22 protein-coding genes are annotated in these 18,261 nt (G+C 52.2%); 12 read left to right on the top strand and 10 right to left on the bottom strand.

The window, feature by feature from the left end; translation table 11 throughout:
• Positions 1-44: 44 nt before the first annotated feature.
• Positions 45-1,172, bottom strand: a complete 1,128-nt coding sequence (locus KNP67_RS04765) for a YfbR-like 5'-deoxynucleotidase (protein ID WP_214756074.1) — start codon at positions 1,170-1,172, stop codon at positions 45-47.
• Positions 1,172-2,203 (bottom strand): ion channel, encoded by a 1,032-nt coding sequence (locus KNP67_RS04760; RefSeq protein WP_214756072.1) that lies wholly within the window; start codon positions 2,201-2,203, stop codon positions 1,172-1,174. The genes KNP67_RS04765 and KNP67_RS04760 overlap by 1 nt, the downstream gene beginning before the upstream one ends.
• 103 nt (positions 2,204-2,306) lie before the next feature.
• Between KNP67_RS04760 and KNP67_RS04755 the strand changes: the two genes are divergently transcribed.
• From KNP67_RS04755 to KNP67_RS04730, 6 genes are all read left to right on the top strand, one after another.
• Positions 2,307-2,765, top strand: coding sequence for a hypothetical protein (locus KNP67_RS04755; protein WP_021066042.1), 459 nt, complete (start codon positions 2,307-2,309; stop codon positions 2,763-2,765).
• Positions 2,762-3,127 carry a hypothetical protein gene (locus KNP67_RS04750; protein WP_021066041.1) on the top strand — a complete coding sequence of 122 codons (366 nt, stop codon included), beginning with the start codon at positions 2,762-2,764 and terminating at the stop codon, positions 3,125-3,127. Before KNP67_RS04755 ends, KNP67_RS04750 begins: the two co-directional genes overlap by 4 nt.
• Positions 3,124-4,347, top strand: a complete 1,224-nt coding sequence (locus KNP67_RS04745) for a glutathionylspermidine synthase family protein (RefSeq protein ID WP_029594613.1) — start codon at positions 3,124-3,126, stop codon at positions 4,345-4,347. The genes KNP67_RS04750 and KNP67_RS04745 overlap by 4 nt, the downstream gene beginning before the upstream one ends.
• Positions 4,344-4,757 carry a DUF350 domain-containing protein gene (locus tag KNP67_RS04740; RefSeq protein ID WP_021066039.1) on the top strand — a complete coding sequence of 138 codons (414 nt, stop codon included), beginning with the start codon at positions 4,344-4,346 and terminating at the stop codon, positions 4,755-4,757. Before KNP67_RS04745 ends, KNP67_RS04740 begins: the two co-directional genes overlap by 4 nt.
• Positions 4,758-4,818: 61 nt before the next feature.
• Positions 4,819-5,328, top strand: coding sequence for a hypothetical protein (locus KNP67_RS04735; RefSeq protein ID WP_029594611.1), 510 nt, complete (start codon positions 4,819-4,821; stop codon positions 5,326-5,328).
• 22 nt (positions 5,329-5,350) lie between these two features.
• Positions 5,351-5,899: a hypothetical protein gene (locus KNP67_RS04730; RefSeq protein ID WP_029594610.1), complete on the top strand. Its 549-nt coding sequence runs from the start codon at positions 5,351-5,353 to the stop codon at positions 5,897-5,899.
• Positions 5,900-5,960: 61 nt separating this feature from the next.
• On the opposite strand, the gene KNP67_RS04725 is transcribed toward KNP67_RS04730, so the two are convergent.
• Positions 5,961-7,061, bottom strand: a complete 1,101-nt coding sequence (locus KNP67_RS04725) for a globin domain-containing protein (RefSeq protein ID WP_058764904.1) — start codon at positions 7,059-7,061, stop codon at positions 5,961-5,963.
• A 189-nt stretch (positions 7,062-7,250) separates the two neighbouring features.
• On the opposite strand from KNP67_RS04725, the gene KNP67_RS04720 reads away from it, so the two are divergent.
• Positions 7,251-7,691 (top strand): RrF2 family transcriptional regulator, encoded by a 441-nt coding sequence (locus KNP67_RS04720; RefSeq protein ID WP_021066036.1) that lies wholly within the window; start codon positions 7,251-7,253, stop codon positions 7,689-7,691.
• A gap of 42 nt (positions 7,692-7,733) precedes the next feature.
• On the opposite strand, the gene KNP67_RS04715 is transcribed toward KNP67_RS04720, so the two are convergent.
• Positions 7,734-8,231 (bottom strand): hypothetical protein, encoded by a 498-nt coding sequence (locus tag KNP67_RS04715; RefSeq protein WP_214756069.1) that lies wholly within the window; start codon positions 8,229-8,231, stop codon positions 7,734-7,736.
• A 29-nt stretch (positions 8,232-8,260) separates the two neighbouring features.
• Positions 8,261-9,193 (bottom strand): ring-cleaving dioxygenase, encoded by a 933-nt coding sequence (locus KNP67_RS04710; RefSeq protein ID WP_214756068.1) that lies wholly within the window; start codon positions 9,191-9,193, stop codon positions 8,261-8,263.
• Between the two features lie 119 nt (positions 9,194-9,312).
• Between KNP67_RS04710 and KNP67_RS04705 the strand changes: the two genes are divergently transcribed.
• From KNP67_RS04705 to KNP67_RS04685, 5 genes are all read left to right on the top strand, one after another.
• Positions 9,313-9,522, top strand: a complete 210-nt coding sequence (locus KNP67_RS04705) for a helix-turn-helix transcriptional regulator (protein ID WP_214756067.1) — start codon at positions 9,313-9,315, stop codon at positions 9,520-9,522.
• A complete protein-coding gene (locus KNP67_RS04700; protein WP_021066033.1) occupies positions 9,519-9,983 on the top strand; it encodes a hypothetical protein in 465 nt (154 codons plus the stop codon). Before KNP67_RS04705 ends, KNP67_RS04700 begins: the two co-directional genes overlap by 4 nt.
• 133 nt (positions 9,984-10,116) lie before the next feature.
• On the top strand, positions 10,117-11,445 hold the full coding sequence (locus tag KNP67_RS04695; RefSeq protein ID WP_214756066.1) for an MATE family efflux transporter: 1,329 nt from the start codon (positions 10,117-10,119) through the stop codon (positions 11,443-11,445).
• Complete coding sequence (gene gshAB / locus KNP67_RS04690; RefSeq protein WP_029594606.1) at positions 11,429-13,720, top strand: bifunctional glutamate--cysteine ligase GshA/glutathione synthetase GshB; 2,292 nt, start codon at positions 11,429-11,431, stop codon at positions 13,718-13,720. The genes KNP67_RS04695 and gshAB overlap by 17 nt, the downstream gene beginning before the upstream one ends.
• A gap of 77 nt (positions 13,721-13,797) precedes the next feature.
• Positions 13,798-14,298, top strand: a complete 501-nt coding sequence (locus tag KNP67_RS04685; protein ID WP_029594605.1) for an SRPBCC family protein — start codon at positions 13,798-13,800, stop codon at positions 14,296-14,298.
• Positions 14,299-14,383: 85 nt separating this feature from the next.
• Here KNP67_RS04685 and KNP67_RS04680 read toward each other — a convergent pair whose 3' ends face one another.
• From KNP67_RS04680 to KNP67_RS04660, 5 genes are all read right to left on the bottom strand, one after another.
• Positions 14,384-15,457 carry a threonine aldolase family protein gene (locus tag KNP67_RS04680; RefSeq protein ID WP_029594604.1) on the bottom strand — a complete coding sequence of 358 codons (1,074 nt, stop codon included), beginning with the start codon at positions 15,455-15,457 and terminating at the stop codon, positions 14,384-14,386.
• 49 nt (positions 15,458-15,506) lie between these two features.
• Positions 15,507-16,487: a zinc-binding dehydrogenase gene (locus KNP67_RS04675; RefSeq protein ID WP_131471521.1), complete on the bottom strand. Its 981-nt coding sequence runs from the start codon at positions 16,485-16,487 to the stop codon at positions 15,507-15,509.
• 58 nt (positions 16,488-16,545) lie between these two features.
• A complete protein-coding gene (locus tag KNP67_RS04670) occupies positions 16,546-16,803 on the bottom strand; it encodes a hypothetical protein (protein WP_029594602.1) in 258 nt (85 codons plus the stop codon).
• Positions 16,804-16,832: 29 nt separating this feature from the next.
• A complete protein-coding gene (locus KNP67_RS04665) occupies positions 16,833-17,723 on the bottom strand; it encodes an acyl-ACP desaturase (RefSeq protein WP_029594601.1) in 891 nt (296 codons plus the stop codon).
• Between the two features lie 153 nt (positions 17,724-17,876).
• Positions 17,877-18,257 carry a VOC family protein gene (locus tag KNP67_RS04660; RefSeq protein WP_029594600.1) on the bottom strand — a complete coding sequence of 127 codons (381 nt, stop codon included), beginning with the start codon at positions 18,255-18,257 and terminating at the stop codon, positions 17,877-17,879.
• Between the last annotated feature and the right edge of the window lie 4 nt (positions 18,258-18,261).

Genomic DNA, 18,261 nt, shown 5'->3' with positions numbered 1-18,261 from the left:
TAAATGATACAAAAAAAGCCGCAGACAATTTGTCTGCGACCTTCTTAACTGGTGACGTAATCTAAATCGTGCAAGATGTACGCCAAGAAGAACAACATGCTCGGGTTCTCATAGCGCATCTGCACTTTCCGGAGTTGCTCTCGATACGTGACTTCATATTCGGCCCCGTTCATTTTTCGCTCCATGTTCATCTTGATAAGCGCGTCGAGCTTGTCCATCATATCGACGAGCATGCCTTCATACGTGTCATCTTTCGAGTCGGCCATATAGCGGCGGAATGCCGGCTGCATATAGTCCGGGAGGAGCGACAACAGCGCCTCGCTCTCGGCCCGTTCGTATGCCTCGAACGCCGCCCCGGTCTCGGCGGTCGAATGCTTCACCGGTCCGAGCACGTCCCCGGTCACCCCTTCTACGAGGTCGTGACAGAGAAGTCGGGCCGTCAGTTCGGCGACATCGACGTCGACATCATACTTCTCACGCTCCAACAAGCCGCTGAACATCCCGAGCGCAGCCGCCCGGAAACCATGGATGGCGTCATTGTCGTCAATCGTATTGAAACGGCCTTTCCACCGTCTGACACTGTCCATCCGCATGACGTTCTCAATGAACGTCGCCACGTCGGTCTCTGCCTCGACTTGTTCGTGTAGCCAGCGGACCGATTCGAGCGGATGTTCGCGCAATGCCGCTTTCATCTCCTCCAACTTCGCGACGAAATGGGGCGAGCCGTGTCCGACTTCTCGCCGGACGAACAGCATCGCGTCGAACGAGTCGATTCCATCGACGAGACGCCCTTCGAACGAGTCGTCTTCTGCCTCGACGAGGAAACGATAGAAGTGTGGCCGCAGTGACTGCGACAACAACTCCACAAGACCGAGACTCGCCGTCCGCTCCATCCGTTCGATATGTTCTTTGAGCGTCGGTTCTTTTTTCGTCCGGTGCATGATCGGGCCGGTCTGCACTTCGTTCATATCATGGAACAGCGCCTTGCCGAGCACGTCGAGCAAGTTGACGTCCTGTCCCCGGTTCTCTTCGTAGTATGCCGCGATCAAGCTGAAAACAGCGACGCGGAAACTATGGCTTGCCGCATTGTCGTGATAGTGCGGCGCATACTCGTCCCAACGTTGCACGTTCTGCATGCGTGTCATCTTGCGGATAAACGTTCCGTTATACATCAAATTCCTCCTTGGTTCAGTCGCTCCCACGAGTCATCGTGACAGACGACGTACAACATATCGTTCGCTTGAAGCGGTGTATCGAGCACCGTCGCGTAATCGAGACGGTCGTTGACGGCGATTAACGTGACGCCTTGATGCAACAAGCTTTCCGCTGCATCCCGAATCGTCGTCCATCCTGGTTTCGGCGCGAGCGCCTGGATGTTGCCCCCCGACTGTTTACTGAGCAGTTGACGGAAGATCGACGTCGTCCCCGGCTGCAGCGTCGCTTTCGCCATGAGCAGTGAGACTGAGTCGTTCGCGAGAATGAAGTCGTCAATCCGGACGTGCTTGAATTTCGAGATGTTCCGCTCCTCGCAAACTTCAACGACCGTATGCAAATCGATACCTCGTTCGGACGAAAGCGCTTCGACCGCTGACGCGATTAAGAGCGACTTCCCGTCGGCGAGGAGCGTCTCCGTGATGCGGGCATCCGCGAAGATACCGACCCGGCGTGCCTTTAAAATGTTGGCCTGCAAGAGCACGGCCTCGTCCGACGCGTCACCCTGGACGAAATGGACGTTATCATGGTCGTACGGTTCTTCTTTCAACTGATCGATTAAGACGATCTCGGCCTTCGGCTCATAGACGAGCACCTCATCGATGGCCTTCTTTGTCTTCGGTGACCAGCCGATATAGACGTAATGCCCTTCTCCTCGATACATGAGCTTTCCCTCCCGTTTTAACCGTTGAAACGTCGCACCGACTTCAACGAGTTTTCCAATCAACGCCCCGATAATCCCAATCCCGAACAGGAACAAGAATATCCCGAGCCAGCGTCCTGCGACCGATGTCGGGAAAAAGTCACCGTATCCGACGGTCGTGAGCGTCGTCATCGTCCACCAAAACGAGTCGAACATCGACGGGAACGTCTCGGGCTCGAGCACAAACCCGAGGACGGTACCGGTCAAGATGATGCCGAGCGATGCCAGGACGACGTTCAAAAACGATAATTTCGATAATCCGCGCCAGACACGAAAAAAGATATGCACAGAAAATCCCCTCCTTTTCCTATATACTAGAGACAACTTACTTGATTTACGAAACCACGTTACGTTCGGTTCCGTATAGAAAGAAAAAAGAAAGGACGACGTCATGAACTCAATCGTTTTAGAATATCGACTTTATAAAAATGAGCTTTCCTTCGAGCCACTCTACCATTATACATCGCTCGGCCTCGATGAAGTACTCGCCCGCCGCGAATGCGAATTTTTCGTCAAGGACGGCATGACCTACAAACAGCGCTCATCGGCGCTCGAAGGCGAACAATACTTCTTGATTTACGTCGACCGCTACACGGAAGGCCCCGTCGACAAGCACGAGACGACCGACATTAAAGTCGAGATCCGGACGCTCGACGACCGGTTCGACAACCCGATGCTCGAGGCGTATTACGTCGATCGGCATCTCGACGCACTCGCCATGCTCGGCAGTCAGTATTTGTACGTCGCCGGCAAAGAATATGAGCGCGACTCGGCCGAGACGGACGAAGATCGTGGCGTCTATGTCATTTACGTCACCCCTACAGGTTATACATTGGAGGAATCAACATGAAGACAAGCAAAAAAATCTTGAGCGGTCTGTCGGCTGCTGTCTTGACCGCATCGTTAGCCGCTTGTGGCACCGACGAAACAGAACAAGCGACGTTACCGGAAGAACCGACCGGCTATGAATGCGACGATTGGGACTGGGATGATGAGACGGAGTCATATTACTGTGACGATGATCGCTCCCCTCACTTCGGGAGCTTCTTCTTGCTCGGTAGCCTATTCAATTCAAAGAGTGCATTGAAGAACTCCTCGGCATATAAAAATTACCGCTCGAACGGTGGCGCCAGCAGCATCACCCCGAACAAATCAAACTCAGGCTCCAACTCGGGACTCGGTAGCGGTTCAAAAGGCGGCTTTGGGGGATGAAGCGAGACGCACTGTTTGGCCAAATCCCTTTCTTTTGGTCTGACTTGAACGACGAGGAGTACGCTCTTTACGACTGTCTTACCATGTCTACGGACGCGGTGGGGCAGATTCGGAAAGCGACGCGTGACGTCGATGCGATTTTCCGTAAGACGAACCGCCTATTGCGCACCCTCCCGGACGATACACTCCGCTTGCTCGGTTATCCTGAGGCGAGCCTACCGTTCCTGCGCGACAAGGCGCTGCCGCAAGAGACGATTATCGGTCGCTATGACTGGATCGTCAAAGACGGCACCCTCAAGTTGATGGAATTCAATGCCGATACACCGACGTTCATCAAAGAACTGTTCGACGTGAACGGCTATGTGACGACAGAATTCGGGCTCGACGACCCGAACGCGGCGTCGACCGAAGAGCTCAAGGCCGAACTTCGAAAAGCCGTCATCGCAGCGTGGCAACGACTCGACCGGGATGGGACACCGAAAATCGTCTTCACGGCCCATGACGACAACATCGAGGACAAATGGACGACGCGCTTCCTTCAAGAGACGCTCGATTTACCGTCCGAATTCGTCCCGCTCGACCGATTGCTCGTCAATGCGGACGGCGTCTTCACACCGTCCGGGGAAAAAGTCGACGTGTTATATCGTCAGACGTACCCGATCGAGCATCTGGTCGACGACCGGGCACCCAATGGTGATTTGATTGGCATCCGCCTGCTCGAACTGAACGCAGCCAAACACGTCTCGGTACTCAATCCGCTCTCGGCGTTTCTCATGCAGTCCAAAGGCGTCCAAGCGCTCATTTGGGAACTGTATGAGGCCGATACATATTTCGACGAAGCGGAACGTTCCATCATCGAGACATATTTTTTACCGACGTATCTCGAGCCTGATCCGTTTATCGGCCAGAGCGCGTACGTGCAAAAGCCCGCCTTCGGCCGGGAAGGCGACTCGGTCATCCTCTACGACCAAGCCGGCGTCCCGTTTCATAAAGAGACACTCCAGACGTACGCGGACGAGACGGCGGTGTATCAACAGTTCATCGAGCTGCCGACCCGTCTGACGAACACGGTCAACGGTCCGTTCGAGACGCACTACATGGTCGGCTGTTTTTGCTTGAACGGCCATCCGTCCGCCCTCGGCGTCCGCGCCGGCAGCATGATTACGAATAACCAGTCTTACTACTTAGCCATCGGCACAACAAAGGAGAATAACTTATGACGTTCATCACGCTCGATTCCATCTTGAGCTTCCTCGCTCACCTCGGCACAGGGTTTGGCCTGATTTTAGCCGGACTCGTCGTCTTCGCCCTTACGACGAAGTATTCGGAACGTAAATTGATTAAAGAAGGTAACGTCGCCGTCGCCTTGAAACTTTGGGGGAAAGCAATCGGACTCGCCATCGTCATCTACACGGTGTGGGCGAACAGCGTCAACCTGCTCGACGCCTTCATCTGGGGACTCGTCGGGATTCTTGCCCAAGTGCTCGCCTTCTGGACATTTGAATACGTCCTGACACCAGGCGTGAACTTAGAGAAAGAAGTCGAGAACGGCAACCTCGCCATCGGGATCAGCCTTTTCTCCGCCTCACTCGTCGTCGGCATCATCGTCGCCGCGAGCTTGACGTACTAATCAAACAGCCCATGCGCTCAGGATTGAGGCATGGGCTGTTGCTATAGAAAGGAAGAGACAAATGTTCAAACGAAAAATTATCGGAGTGTTGCTAGCTTGTATCGCACTTATCGCCTTGATACAAAACGGACCTACATTTTTAGAGAATCGAAAGCTTGATCGCTATTTGGCTGATGACGGGTTTCACGCCTATACATACGATCAATTTGATGAATCAAACCTCGCCCTGTTCACAAATGAGGACGAGACAATGCTTGGACTCGCCGAAATGAGTGGTGACGGGTATAGTGCCACAACTGTCGAGACAGTCGATGCAGCTCCGTTCGACTATATCGAGCTTGAACATGAAGGCACTTATTATTGGGGGGTGCGTCTCCACAACAACCCTCAAAAAGTGGCTTCTCTCCGCATCATCGGAGAGCGTATGCAAGGAGAACACGTCCTCAATCGTCCCGAAGAGGATACATTTTCTAAATATCATATCTTGAAATTACATAACGTCCCTCAAGAAGATTGGACGATTCAAACGTTAGACCAAAATGAGCAAGTCATTGACTCGATCGATTTCTGAAAACTGAACAAGGAGAGGCAAAATGTCAAAACGTGGACTCGCATTATTCCTTACAGGTATGATCATCATCATCGCCATTTCAGTCACGGCCGGTATCCGGTCTTATAACGACGAACAACGAAAACAAGCATCCGAACAGGTACAACAAGAATTGAACGACCAGATGACTGCCCAAGGGTGGTCTGCTTACGAATACCATAAATTAGAAGGATCGACCGTCACGCTATTCACGAACGCAGACGACACGATTCTCGGTCTAGGCATCATGAAAACGAACGGTGAGTTTAGTAGCTCGACCCGTGACACAATTGAAGAAACACCATTCGACTGGGCTCATCTTGGCAATGGAACAGACGAATACCTTGGGGTTCGGTTGAACAATCAACCCGAAGACGTCGTGTACTTGCGGTTACAGAATTCCGATTGGAGTAAAACCTACATGGTCAACGATCCTCGAGACGAAGGATATATCAGGACTTACTTGATTACTCTAGAGAAGACGCTACTTGGCGACTGGACAATCGAAACGCTCGACCGCGACAAAAACGTGATCCACGCTGAGCAACTATAAAAACCGCAAACCGATAACCGGTCTGCGGTGATACGACGACTGTTTTCGCAGTCGTCCTTTCTTATGCTCTAGCGAGTACGGCTGATGGACCGAAGAACTCGTAACGGGCTTGTGGAATCGTTTGGACGACCGTCTCCATCATCGCGGTCGGACCGCACGTGTAGACGTCGTGTCCCTCGACATCAAGTGCTTCGAGTTGTGTCGCACTCATGCAACCTGATACGTCATCGACGTGTGTGATGAGCTGGAGACCAGCGTTCACAAGTTCATCGAGCTCTTCACCGAGCGGACGGAGGTTCGTGCTGCGGACAGCATGGAGCAACGTGACCGAACGGCCTTGACCGAGTGCCGTTTTCGCCATGTTGAAGAGCGGTGTGATGCCAATCCCGCCAGCGACGAGTGTGAGCGGACGATCCGATGCTTCGAGCACGAATTCGCCAGCTGGGGCACTCACTGGAATCTCCGTACCGACCGTCTGCTCGTGGAGCCAGTTTGAGACGAGCCCTTCCGCTTTCGGCGCGATCCAGTAACCGTCTTCTGTCGTCTCGACGACGCTATATTGACGGTGGTGCAAGATGTCTTCCCCAGCGATACGGGCTTGAACCGAGATGTATTGACCTGGGATGGCCGTCCCGACGACGCCGTCGTTCGCTTTGATGTGGAATCGTTTCACTTCCGGTGTGTCTTCAATCACTTCAGCAACCGTGAACGGTTTGAAACCGATCCATGGTGCATCATCGTACATCTGTTTCTCGAGCGAGATGAAGACGTCGGCGATGACACCATATGCTTTCGCCCAAGCGTCGATGATATCCGGCGTCGCTGCTTCACCGAGCACGTCTTGAATCGCGCCGAGTAAGTTTTGTCCGACAATCGGATAATGTTCTGGCCGGATGTTCAAGCTCTTATGTTTATGAAGTGCCGGTTGGATGGCCGGAAGGATCGCTTCGAGACGATCGATATGGACGGCTGCCGCATAGACGGCGTTGGCGAGCGCCTCTGGCTGACGACCGCGTTTTTGGTTCGTATGGTTGAAGAATTGACGGACTTCTGGGTTGTTTTCGAACATGCGCTTATAGAAGTGACTCGTGATGGCGACACCATGGTCTTTCAAGACCGGTGCGGTTGCTTTGACGATATCCATGGTTTGTTGATCTAACATTTTGTTTCCCCCTTTTTGAAAGTTCATGTTCATTATGTGAGGTAAGTCACTTCAAAAGCAATATATAAAATACTTGTTTAGATACAAGTTCAAATTTCCGCCTTGAATCCGCCACGCTTTTTTCACATCTTCCATCATCGCGCTTTCAGACGATGTCTTGTACAATGAACGGATAAGAGGTGAAACAACATGCGGCTCACGCAAACGTGCGATTACGCACTCCGAACACTCATGTATAGCGCCACGTTCTCCCATCGTCTCGTAACGATTCAAGAAGTGGCGGACCAATATCAGATTTCAAAGAATCACGTCATGAAAGTCGTCTATGAGCTTGGCAAGCATGGGTATCTCGAATCGGTGCGCGGCCGTGGTGGCGGCTTCCGGCTCGCCCGACCGATGGAGGACATCAACGTCGGCGACGTCGTCCGGACGATGGAACCGTTCGAGCTCGTCGAATGTTTCGGCGAAGGACGATGTGTCATCGCACCCGCATGCGATTTGCGGAGCGTCTTGAACGAGGCGATGCTCGCGTTCCTGCATGTGCTCGACCGCTATACGATTGCCGACCTCGTCGCCAACCGGACGAACGAACTGGCTATGTTGCTAGGCATACAAAACCCGACGGACTGAAATAGTCCGTCGGGTTTTGTATGCCTACATGGTGTTTACGATTTATCCCCACCAACGCTTCATAATTTTCTTCACGTATAACTCAGGAGAAGTATATTCCAGGAAATGATATAAACAATTGTTCAAATCAATCTCGAGGCTTTCATCAAGTTCATTCCCGTCCTCATCGTACAACTCGAAGTGTCCATACTTCCAGTCATCATATGCGTCTTGAAGCAAATCGTGATAAGATATCCAATCCCTTCCGAAATTTGAGATGAAAGTCGGTTTCCATTGATTAATATGGATGTTGTGCAACAACTCCTCAAATGGAGACGAGTACCATTCTTTTTCTCCAAGGTTTTTTACGATGGTTTGAAACACTTCCTTCGTCATCGGCTCAACGTCCCCAGAATAGTCATAGCTGACTTTATTGAATTGGTAGGGGTGTGGAAACGACTCTACTGTTTTAACCCATTGATACGGAGGATATTTCTCGATGATGTCCCCTAACAGTTTAGAAATGACCAAATTGACCTCCTGCTCGTCCAATCGTTTCATCCTCTCACTTATGTTAGCCGTGTAACCAATTATAGCGGTTTCAACTTCGCCTCGATTTCAGCTCGTCGCAGCTCGAGAAACGGCGGCAGCGCCAAGCGTTCCCCGAGTGACTCGACCGGCTCATCGGTCGCAAAGCCCGGCCCGTCCGTCGCGAGTTCCACTAAAATCCCGCTCGGTTCGCGGAAATAAATTGATTTAAAATAATAACGATCGATTAGGCCCGAATGACTGATGCCGAATGAATCGAGCCGCTCGACCCAACGCGCCATCTCGTCATCATCCTCGACGCGAATCGCGACGTGGTGGACACTGCCTCGTCCTGGACGCTCCGACGGTAAATCGGGACGGTCGACGAGATGAATCTCTGTCGCCACACCGCCATCCCCCGTCTCGAACACACGAACCGATTGACCGTTCCGTTCGAACTCAGACGCGAAGCGATAACCGAGCACGTCCGTCAGCACCCGCTCCGTCTTCTCAATTCGCCGCACCGTCCACTCGCTAAATCCGAGGCCGAAGACGGCGACGTCTGCCGGCACCGGTCCGTTTTTCCGCGGCGTCCCTGATCCGCCCTCGACGAGACAGAGCCGTTGCCCCTCCTCGTCCTCGAAGTAAAGCGTCGGACGACCGAGCACATCCTCTAACGGATCATGGAGTACACCGAATTCGGAAAATCGCTCAAGCCAGTACGACAATGCCCCATCCGGCACCCGAAGCGCCGTCCGCGAGATGCTGCTCGACCCTTTATACGTTTGCCCGAGAAAAGGCAGCTCGAAGAACGTCAAATCCGTCCCCGGTGTCCCCGATTCATCTGCGTAAAACAAGTGATACATCGATGGATCGTCTTGGTTGACCGTCTTTTTGACGAGTCGCATCCCGAGTACCTCCGTATAGAATCGCAAGTTCTTCAACGCGTCCCCTGTCATCGCCGACACGTGATGTTGTCCAAAAATCGCCTTCATCCGACTTCTCCCCTTTCGACTTTGATTATATTGTACCATCCACAAATAAGTAAAGTTAGCTTTACATTAAGTAAAGTTTACTTTACAATAAGGGTAGAAACAAGAAATGAGGTGGCGGCATGCCATTAATCAATCGCGTCAAAGAGTTGCGGGCCCGGCATCAATTGACCCAAGGTGACTTAGCGGCCAAAGTCGGTGTGACGAGACAGACGATCATCTCGCTCGAAAAAGGGAGCTACACGCCGTCGCTTCTGCTGGCGATGCAAATCGCGCGCATATTCGAGGAACCGGTCGAATCTATTTTCACAATCGAGGAGGAAACAAATTGAAACACGTCGTCATCCAATCCATCTCCAGCATCATCTTGTACGTCCTGATGGCATTTCTGTTCAGTTCGTTCTTGTCTGACGTGTCGACCGTCATCGAGACCGACCGATTTGAAATTGAGTTTAACTTATTGCCGCTCTTGCTGTTAGTCGGCTTCTTTATCATTTGGACAATCTATTCGTTCAAGACACGCCCGAACCAAAACTTAAGCTTTGGCCAATGGTCGGTCCGGATGACAGAATTTAGCGAAGTCGACGAACGCGAGCAGATCATCACGGCGAAAGCGACGAAAGCCGCCTACGTCTCGTTCGGGATTACTGTGCCGCTCCTCATGGCGTCATTCATGTTTTATCCGCTGTTCGAGAACGCGCTCCCCGCTTATCCGATTTACGCACTCGCCTCGACACTCATCATCTCGACACTCGTTTATATGACGACTTGGATCCGCGCCTATACCCATTAAGGAATTCACATCGAATTCCTTTTTTTGTGTCGATTTTTCGTCGAGTCGTTCCCTACGATTGCGAATTCAGTCACGTCGTGCTTATATATAACTAAACGGTTATATACTAAATGTATTGAAGGGGTCTTTCATCGTGAAAACCATCGATTTGACGACCGGTCAAGTTCAGCGCGTCATCGTGGCGCTTGCCCTCCCGCTCGTCGGCAGTTCGCTTTTACAATTCACCTATAGTCTCGTCGATATGTTCTGGGTCGGTGCGCTCGGTAGCGACGCCGTCGCCAGCATCGGCGCGGCCAGCTTTTATATCATGCTCGGTCAGGCGATTCAATCCCTTATCGTCGTCGGCGCCGGCATCAAAGTGTCGCAAGCCGTCGGACGGCGGGATCAGGCGTTGATTCAGCGCTACGTCCGGGCCGGGAGGCGGATGAACCTTGGTCTCGGCCTGTTATTCGTCACCGTCCTCGCCGCGTTCGGCCAGGCGCTTATCGGCTTTTTGAACATGGACGCACCGGCTGTCGAGCAGTTGGCGTACAGTTATTTGCTCGTCAGTGCACCGATGCTCATCTTTTCGTTCTTCAACTTGTTGTTCGCCCGACTGTTCAGCGCTTATGGCAATACGACGACGGCGATGCGCATCAACGCGACCGGGGTCACGCTCAATATGATTCTGTCGCCGCTCTTCATCTATCCACTCGGACTCGGCGTCGTCGGAGCCGGTCTGGCGACGCTCGTCGCGAACGTCGTCATGTTCGGCTTCTTCTGGCACCGGGCCCGCGTCTTGTTCGATTGGGAGGAGACGGTTGAACCGAATCGCACAGACTATAGAGAAATTCTTCGCCTCGGCTTCCCGATGGCGACCCAGCGCGTCTTGTTCACCGTCATCAGTATTTTCCTCGCCCGCATGATCGGTTCATACGGGACCGAGGCAATCGCGGCCCAGCGCATCGGGCTTCAAGTCGAGTCGGTCGCCTATATGATGATCGGCGGATTGAACGGTGCCATCGCGAGTTACACGGGGCAAAATCTCGGCGCCCGCAAAGTGGACCGGGTCCATGAGGGGTATCGGGTGACGACGCGTCTCGGTATCCTGTATACCGGGCTGATCACCCTCGTCTTTCTGTTCGTTCCGGACGTCCTCATCGGGCTATTCGTCGATGACCCGACAACGATTGACATCGGCGCGAGCTATTTACGTATCATCGGGATTTCGCTCATCTTCGCCTCATTTGAGATGATCGGGAACGGCTACTTCTCGGGACTCGGCCTGCCAAAAATCCCGGCAACGATCTCCATCGTCTTCACCGTTGCCCGCATCCCGCTCGCGCTTGCCCTCGAACCCTATCTCGGTCTCGATGCCATTTGGTGGAGCATCGCCATCTCAAGCATCATCAAAGGGCTCGTCTCCGTCCTCTATGTCCGACTAATGAAAAAGGAAGTGACTTCCCTTGCAGAAGCGATTTAATGACCTTACTAACCAGTTGTTGCGTGGCCGGTTCGCCATCGAGCGTGAGATGCTCCGCGTGACCCCTGAAGGGACGCTCGCCGTCACGAAACATCCGACAGCACTCGGTGACAAAGCGACGCACCCGTATATCACGACCGACTTCTCAGAAAGTCAGATTGAACTGATTACCCCTACGTTTCCGACCGTCGAAGCCGCGCACAACTTCTTACAGACGCTGTACGATGTCACGGCACTGAACATCGGCGATGAACGGCTCTGGCCACAGTCGATGCCGTGCGCGCTTCCGGACGGCGGCGTCATCCCGCTCGCCGACTTTGGCAGCTCTGGGATCGAGGCCGGACGCTATCGGGAGCACCTGCTCCAAAAATACGGGGCGAAAAAACAGCTCATCTCAGGCATCCATTTCAACTTCTCGTTCGCAGACGAGCTGATTGAGGCGCTCTATGAAGGATCATCCGAGCACTACGAAGGCTTCAAGAACAATTTGTATTTAAAACTCGTCCGCAACTATTTACGGACACGTTGGCTCGTCGTCTATCTGTTAGGCGGGACACCAGCTGTCCATACGAGCTATGAAGAACGTTGCGTCAGTCAGATGCAGGCGCTCAGCGAGGACGTGTATTCGAATACGACGGCGTTGTCATACCGGAATAGCGATTGCGGCTATACGAACGTCGAGCCGCTCTATCCGGACTATTCAACGCTCTCAGACTACACCGCGAGCGTGCGCCGCTTCATCGCCCAAGGTGACATCGCCAACCCGAACGAGCTCTACTCTCCGATTCGACTGAAGACGTCACAGGGCGGCAATGACTTGGAACGACTCGAGACGAACGGCATCGATTACATCGAGATTCGCAACATCGACCTCAACCCGTTCGAGAAGACCGGGATCGCCCTGTCCGATTTGAAGTTCCTGCACGTCTTCCTGCTCTACTTGACGTTGAAAGACGAGACACGGTTCGCGGACTGGCAGGCCGAGGCGTTCCACAACCAGCAACGCGTGGCGAAAGAAGGGCTATCCCCTACGCTCTTGCTGCATCGGGACGGCGAGGCGGTGGCGCTTCAGACGTACGCACGCGATTTGCTCGACGAAGTCGAAGCGTTCAATGAACGGTACACTCTGGGATTCGATGACGTCTTCGCCTCTGTCCGGAAGCGGGTTAACCATGTCGAGTCGACGTATGCGGCTCAATTGACGAATATCATGACAACCGAAGGCTACACGGCCTGGTCGCTCCAGCAAGCGGAACTATTCTATCAAGATGCGTACGCCAACCGGTTCCGGGTGCACGGCTACACGGACATGGAGCTATCGACGCAGATTTTGATAAAGGCGGCGCTGAAACGCGGCTATGCCGTCGACGTGATCGACCGTGACGACCAATTTCTCCGCATCCGCCACGGTAACCAGACCGAATATGTCAAACAGGCGACGAAGACGTCGAAAGACAATTACGTGTCGATACTTATGATGGAGAACAAGACAGTGACAAAACACGTACTCGCCGAACATGGCATCCGCGTGCCGGGCGGGGTCGAGCTGCGCACTGAAGCTGATTTACAGGAAGCCTGGTCTACATTTGCGGACGAGCCGATCGTTTTGAAACCGAAATCGACAAACTTCGGAATCGGCATCCACATCTTCAAAGACGGCACGACGTTCGAGGAGGCGCGCGGGGCGTTCCGTCATGCCCGTTCGTTCGACGACGTCGTCCTGCTCGAGACGTTCCTGCCCGGGAAAGAGTATCGTTTCCTCGTTATCGGTGACGAGGTCGCGGGCATTTTGCACCGCGTCCCGGCGAACGTGACCGGGGACGGCGTGTCGACGATCCGTGAGCTCGTCGACAAGAAGAATGAAGACCCGCTCCGTGGCAAAGGCTATAAGACACCGCTCGAGAAAATCGACATCGATGACATCGTCGTGGCGTTCCTCCGTCCACAAGACAAGACACCGGACAGTGTCCTCGCCGATGGTGAGCTCGTCTTCTTGCGTGAGAACTCGAACATCAGCACGGGCGGGGACAGTATCGACTATACAGACCGGATTGCCGATTCCTACAAACGAATTGCGGTCGAGTCCGCCCGAGCCATCGGCGCGACGATTTGCGGGGTCGATATGATGATTCCGTCGCTCGAGCGTGAAGATGACTATGGCATCATCGAGCTGAACTTCAATCCGGCCATCCATATCCATTCCTTCCCGTACGAAGGCAAGGAGCGGCCGATCGGCGAGACCGTGCTCGATTTGATATTTGACGGAAAAGGTTGAAGAGGTCCATGAATCGGGAATAGAGACTACATTGATTAGACATATGCATTTTCTTTCTCGAGAATGGGGGCTTTCCAATGGAAAAAGTGAAATCTCAAGTCGAAGGCAACACGTTAGTTGTCGAACGAAGTTTCAACGCACCGCGTGAGCTCGTGTTCGAGGCTTTCTCGACACCGGCCCACCTCGAAACCTGGTGGGGACCAACTGGATGGAAGACAGAGATTCGCACGTTCGAGTTCGAACCTGGGGGCACGTGGCATTATTGCATGACGTGTGTCGATAAAGGTCAAGGTGATTATTACGGCATGGAGTCATGGGGCAAATCGACGTTCCTCGAGATCGACCCGCATCGGAAAATCGTCTATACGGACGCATTCTCGGACGCGGACGGCCACGTCAATCCCGAGCTTCCCGTCATGACAATTACCAATGAGTTCATCGATATTCCGAACGGCACGCTGTTCATTAGCCGCTCCGAATTCACGGACGCCGAGTCGCTCCGACAAGTCGTCGACATGGGAGCCGTCGAAGGTTTCACCTCACAGCTCGACCGTCTCGACGCCATCGTCTCCAGATAACAGCAAGCACCGCGCCTCGAATGAGGCGCGGTGCTTTTTCGTAAATCTGAAAAGTAACGACACGAATTAACGATACTCTCAATACTCACCGAAGTTCCGCCGGGTCTTCTAATAACGTGAACAAGCGTATAAGTTGGTTAGACTCAATCTCTCCGTACGCATCCCCGATACTGATTTCGGTCGAACAATAGCCGTCCTGCGGTACGAGATAGCCAGTGATACCGATTCCAGTCGCATCTTGAACGGCACGAATCCGGGCCGCGACCTCATCCACTTTTCCTTTAACATGAAGGTGGAACATATTCGTCACCGGGACGTTCGGTGTCGTCCATACCCCATCGAGCGCGTTGAAGCGACGCGCCAGTTCCTTCGCCTGTTCATAGTACGTCCCCATCTTGTCTTTCCGCAATTCATAGTAATAGTCGGCAGGGATGATGTACGGATACAATCCAATCAAATCCCCACCGTACCGCCGTTTCCAAACTCTCGCCTCGGTACAGAACGGTTTCGGTCCGGCCAAGATGGCGCCGGCGATGCCGCCGATGCCTTTGTAGAACGAGACGTAGACGCTGTCGAACAGCGCGCATATTTCTTCCGCGGTCTTCTCATAATAGGGGAGTGTCTCGAGCAAGCGTGCTCCATCGAGATGCAGACGAATCCCCCGCTCCCGACACAAGTGACTGATCGCCTCAAGTTCATCGAATGGTGGCAAGTAGCCCCCGAGTTCCCGTTGTGGCAACTCGATCAACAGGCAGGCGACGTCCGGCAACGCCTGTACTTCCTTGAGCGTCATCAACCGCTTGTTATCTCCGATTAAGATTGGCTCAAGGTGATGTAACTCCTTCAACCCCTCCTGTTCATGAATCTCTAAGTGACAGAGCGGATGATAGGCGACGTTTCGATTACCGGTCTCGTCCGCCCAAATCCGTAACGCAATCTGTTGTGCCATCGTGCCGCTCGGAAAGAATATCGCGTCTTCCATGCCGAGTTCTTGCGCCATTTTTTGCTCGAAGCGTTCGATGACCTCGCCCGTCCCGTAGTGGTCGCTCGCTTGATTCGGATCGACTTCGGCGAACGACTGTTGCAAGACGCCGACGTTCCGTCGGCCGTGACCGCTCAGTTGATGCGACGTTTGTTGATACGATGTCCGTAAATCCATGTCATTCCCTCCACAACAAGCCCCCTGTCCATAGACAGGAGGCCATCAGTTAGTCGCGCATGCGGACGATTAATTTACCGCGTACTTTGCGTGTTTGCAGTTGGTCAAGACCGTCTTTCAGTCGTTCGAACGGCAAGACGTCCGTGACGAGGTCGTTCAACTCGCCCGCCTCGAGCAACTTCATCAATTCTTCGGCCATATACGCCAAGTTGCGGATGGCGCGCTCATCCTCACTCGCATGGGCCGCGCCGAGAGCGACTTCATGGATGGATGGTGACAACGTAAACCCTTTCACGTCCGACGTATCCGGCGGACCGGCGATATAGGCGAGCTGTCCGCTGAACGCGAGCCGATCGAGGTCCGCCGTCGCCACATCACGTCCGACCGTATTCAAGATGAGGTCGACCCCGCGGCCGTCAGTTTCTTCTAAAATCCGTGCCGTCACATCTTCCGTGTTATAGTCGATGGCGACATCGGCACCAAGTTCTTTCACCCAGTCAAAATTATCCGGCGACGCCGTCGTGAACACCTTGAGACCGAGCTTCTTCGCAAGTTGAATCGCATAGCCACCGACTCCGCCCGCACCAGCATGGACGAGAATCGTCTCCTTGTCGCGCGTGTTCAGTTTCTGCATGATGGCCTCATATGCCGTCATCCCGGCACAAAGGATGGCCGCTGCTGCCTCGTCGCTCACTTCCGATGGCACGACGGCACAAGCACGCGCATCGACGACCGCGTACTCGGCAAAGCCGCCGTGGTTTCCGAGACTCGTATGGACGGCGACTCGTGAACCGGTAATGATATTGGCGAGGCTCGAACCGACTTCGACGACTTCCCCGACGAGGTCGACCCCGAGAATATGTGGGTACGACCAATTTGGGTTGCCGTTCGTACCGACTTTATAGTCGACCGGGTTCAATGCGACCGCTTCGACTTTGATGAGTAGTTCGCCCGCACCTGGTGTCGGACGTTCTATCTCACCGACGTGGAGATGTTCAAGTCCTGGTTGATCGAGTAACCATGCTTTCATGCTCAATACGCTCCTTCCGAAGACATCAGCTCATGACGTCTTCATAAATAGTGTTGAGTCATTTAATTTCGATTTCAAGAATAGCCTCGATTTCTTGTTCAATCTCTTTATTCACTAATTGGGAACGTTTTTTTCTCAATTCAAGATCCATTTCTTTATCAATGAAATGATTCGTATGGGTGTCAAAACAATTAAAACAAATCGAGTAAAAGTCTTTTTTCTCTTGTTTTAAGAAATCAAATTCCCACGTTTCAAGTTCTAAATAACTCACTTGATCATTCGTTTCTTTTCCACATAATTCGCAATTCGTCTTCATGATAAAAACCCCCTTTCGCATATCTACTTTTATTTATTTCTTAGCTGACGGTCTTTAATTCTTTTTAGACGTCCATGATATTTCATGATATTCGCTTGTGATTGTTTAGCTTCTTCGCTCGTAGGTTGTAGGTTGGCGATATCCCAGTATTTAACGACCACATCCAATACTTGATCAAAGTATTGTAACGGTCCATAGTTCGCATCAATGGCAATCGTTTTCATTCTCTCGTTAAAGTCTGGCATGACGGCACCCGGCATCGAGAAATTTATAATTACGTTTTCAAAATAAACAATGAAATTCGGGTCTAGTTCAAGGTGTGCTTTCACTGTATCGCGATAGAAAGCATAATGAAGCGCTTCATCTTTCGCTAAACGTCGAAGTAACGTTGCTAAATCTTTGTCATGGGCACCCGCAATTCTAGCTACATTGTTATAAAAAACTAAGGTAGCTAACTCTTGTAAAGAAGTATAAGCCATTGTTGCGAGAGGATTGGTGAAATCTGGGAACCATCCGCTTTCAACGACTCGTTTTCTCAATTCATGCAATCTCGTGGGATTTACGTTTCGTGTCACCAACAAATACGTTTCAAGCAAATTAGAATGTTGGTCTTCTTCAGCCGTCCATGTACGTACGAAATCATTTATTACTTCCATTGAATTTTTAAATGTATAATCCAAATGCGAAGTATACCAAGGTAAATTTACTTCTGTAAGCAATGCTGTTTCTACGGCAATGATGACGCCTTCTGGAAGAGTTACTTGACTCTCGTCCCATGGGACTCGTTTAAAGGACATGGCCTTGTCCCAGGGAATAAATTCGTGATAACTCCAATCAATATTTGCAGATCGTTCCTTATGTAATTGATATAATTCTTTAATACGCGGTTCTAATCGCAAATCCAAATCTGAATTTAACATGATTTTTTCCCCTTTAGTCGTTTTTTTAACTTTAAATCATTTAAATTTTTTTAACAAAGAATATGGCGTGGTCATCAAGTGGGAAAAATTAATTTTAATTAAAAACAGCACCACCGATTGCTCAATATATCTAACAATCGGAGTGCCGTTCGATCAGGCTGCGAATAGACTGATGAGGTTTCCGTCCGGGTCGATGACGATGGCGTAACGTTGCCCCCAAAACGCATCCCACGGTTCCCGATGCGAGGCATAGCCGTGCTCGACGATTGCCTCATAGCGCGCATCTAGCTCCTCCCGACTGTCGCATAAGAAGGCGAGTTCGACCCGATGCCCCGTCGCCGGTCTCCATTCCCCATACACCGATTCGGCCACTTCGACCGTGTCGAAGGCGAGTCGGACACCGCCGTCATCGACCTCGACGTGCGCTTCCCCATCCATCGCTTTCGGGATCGATAGACCGAGCATCCGATAAAAGTCGAGCGCCCGCGTCATGTCTTCGACGACGATGCCAATCATATCTAACTTGATTCCCATAAGA

Source organism: Exiguobacterium sp. s157 (assembly GCF_018618205.1).
Classification (GTDB): Bacteria; Bacillota; Bacilli; order Exiguobacteriales; family Exiguobacteriaceae; genus Exiguobacterium; species Exiguobacterium chiriqhucha.
This window is presented reverse-complemented; position numbering and strand designations above follow the sequence as displayed.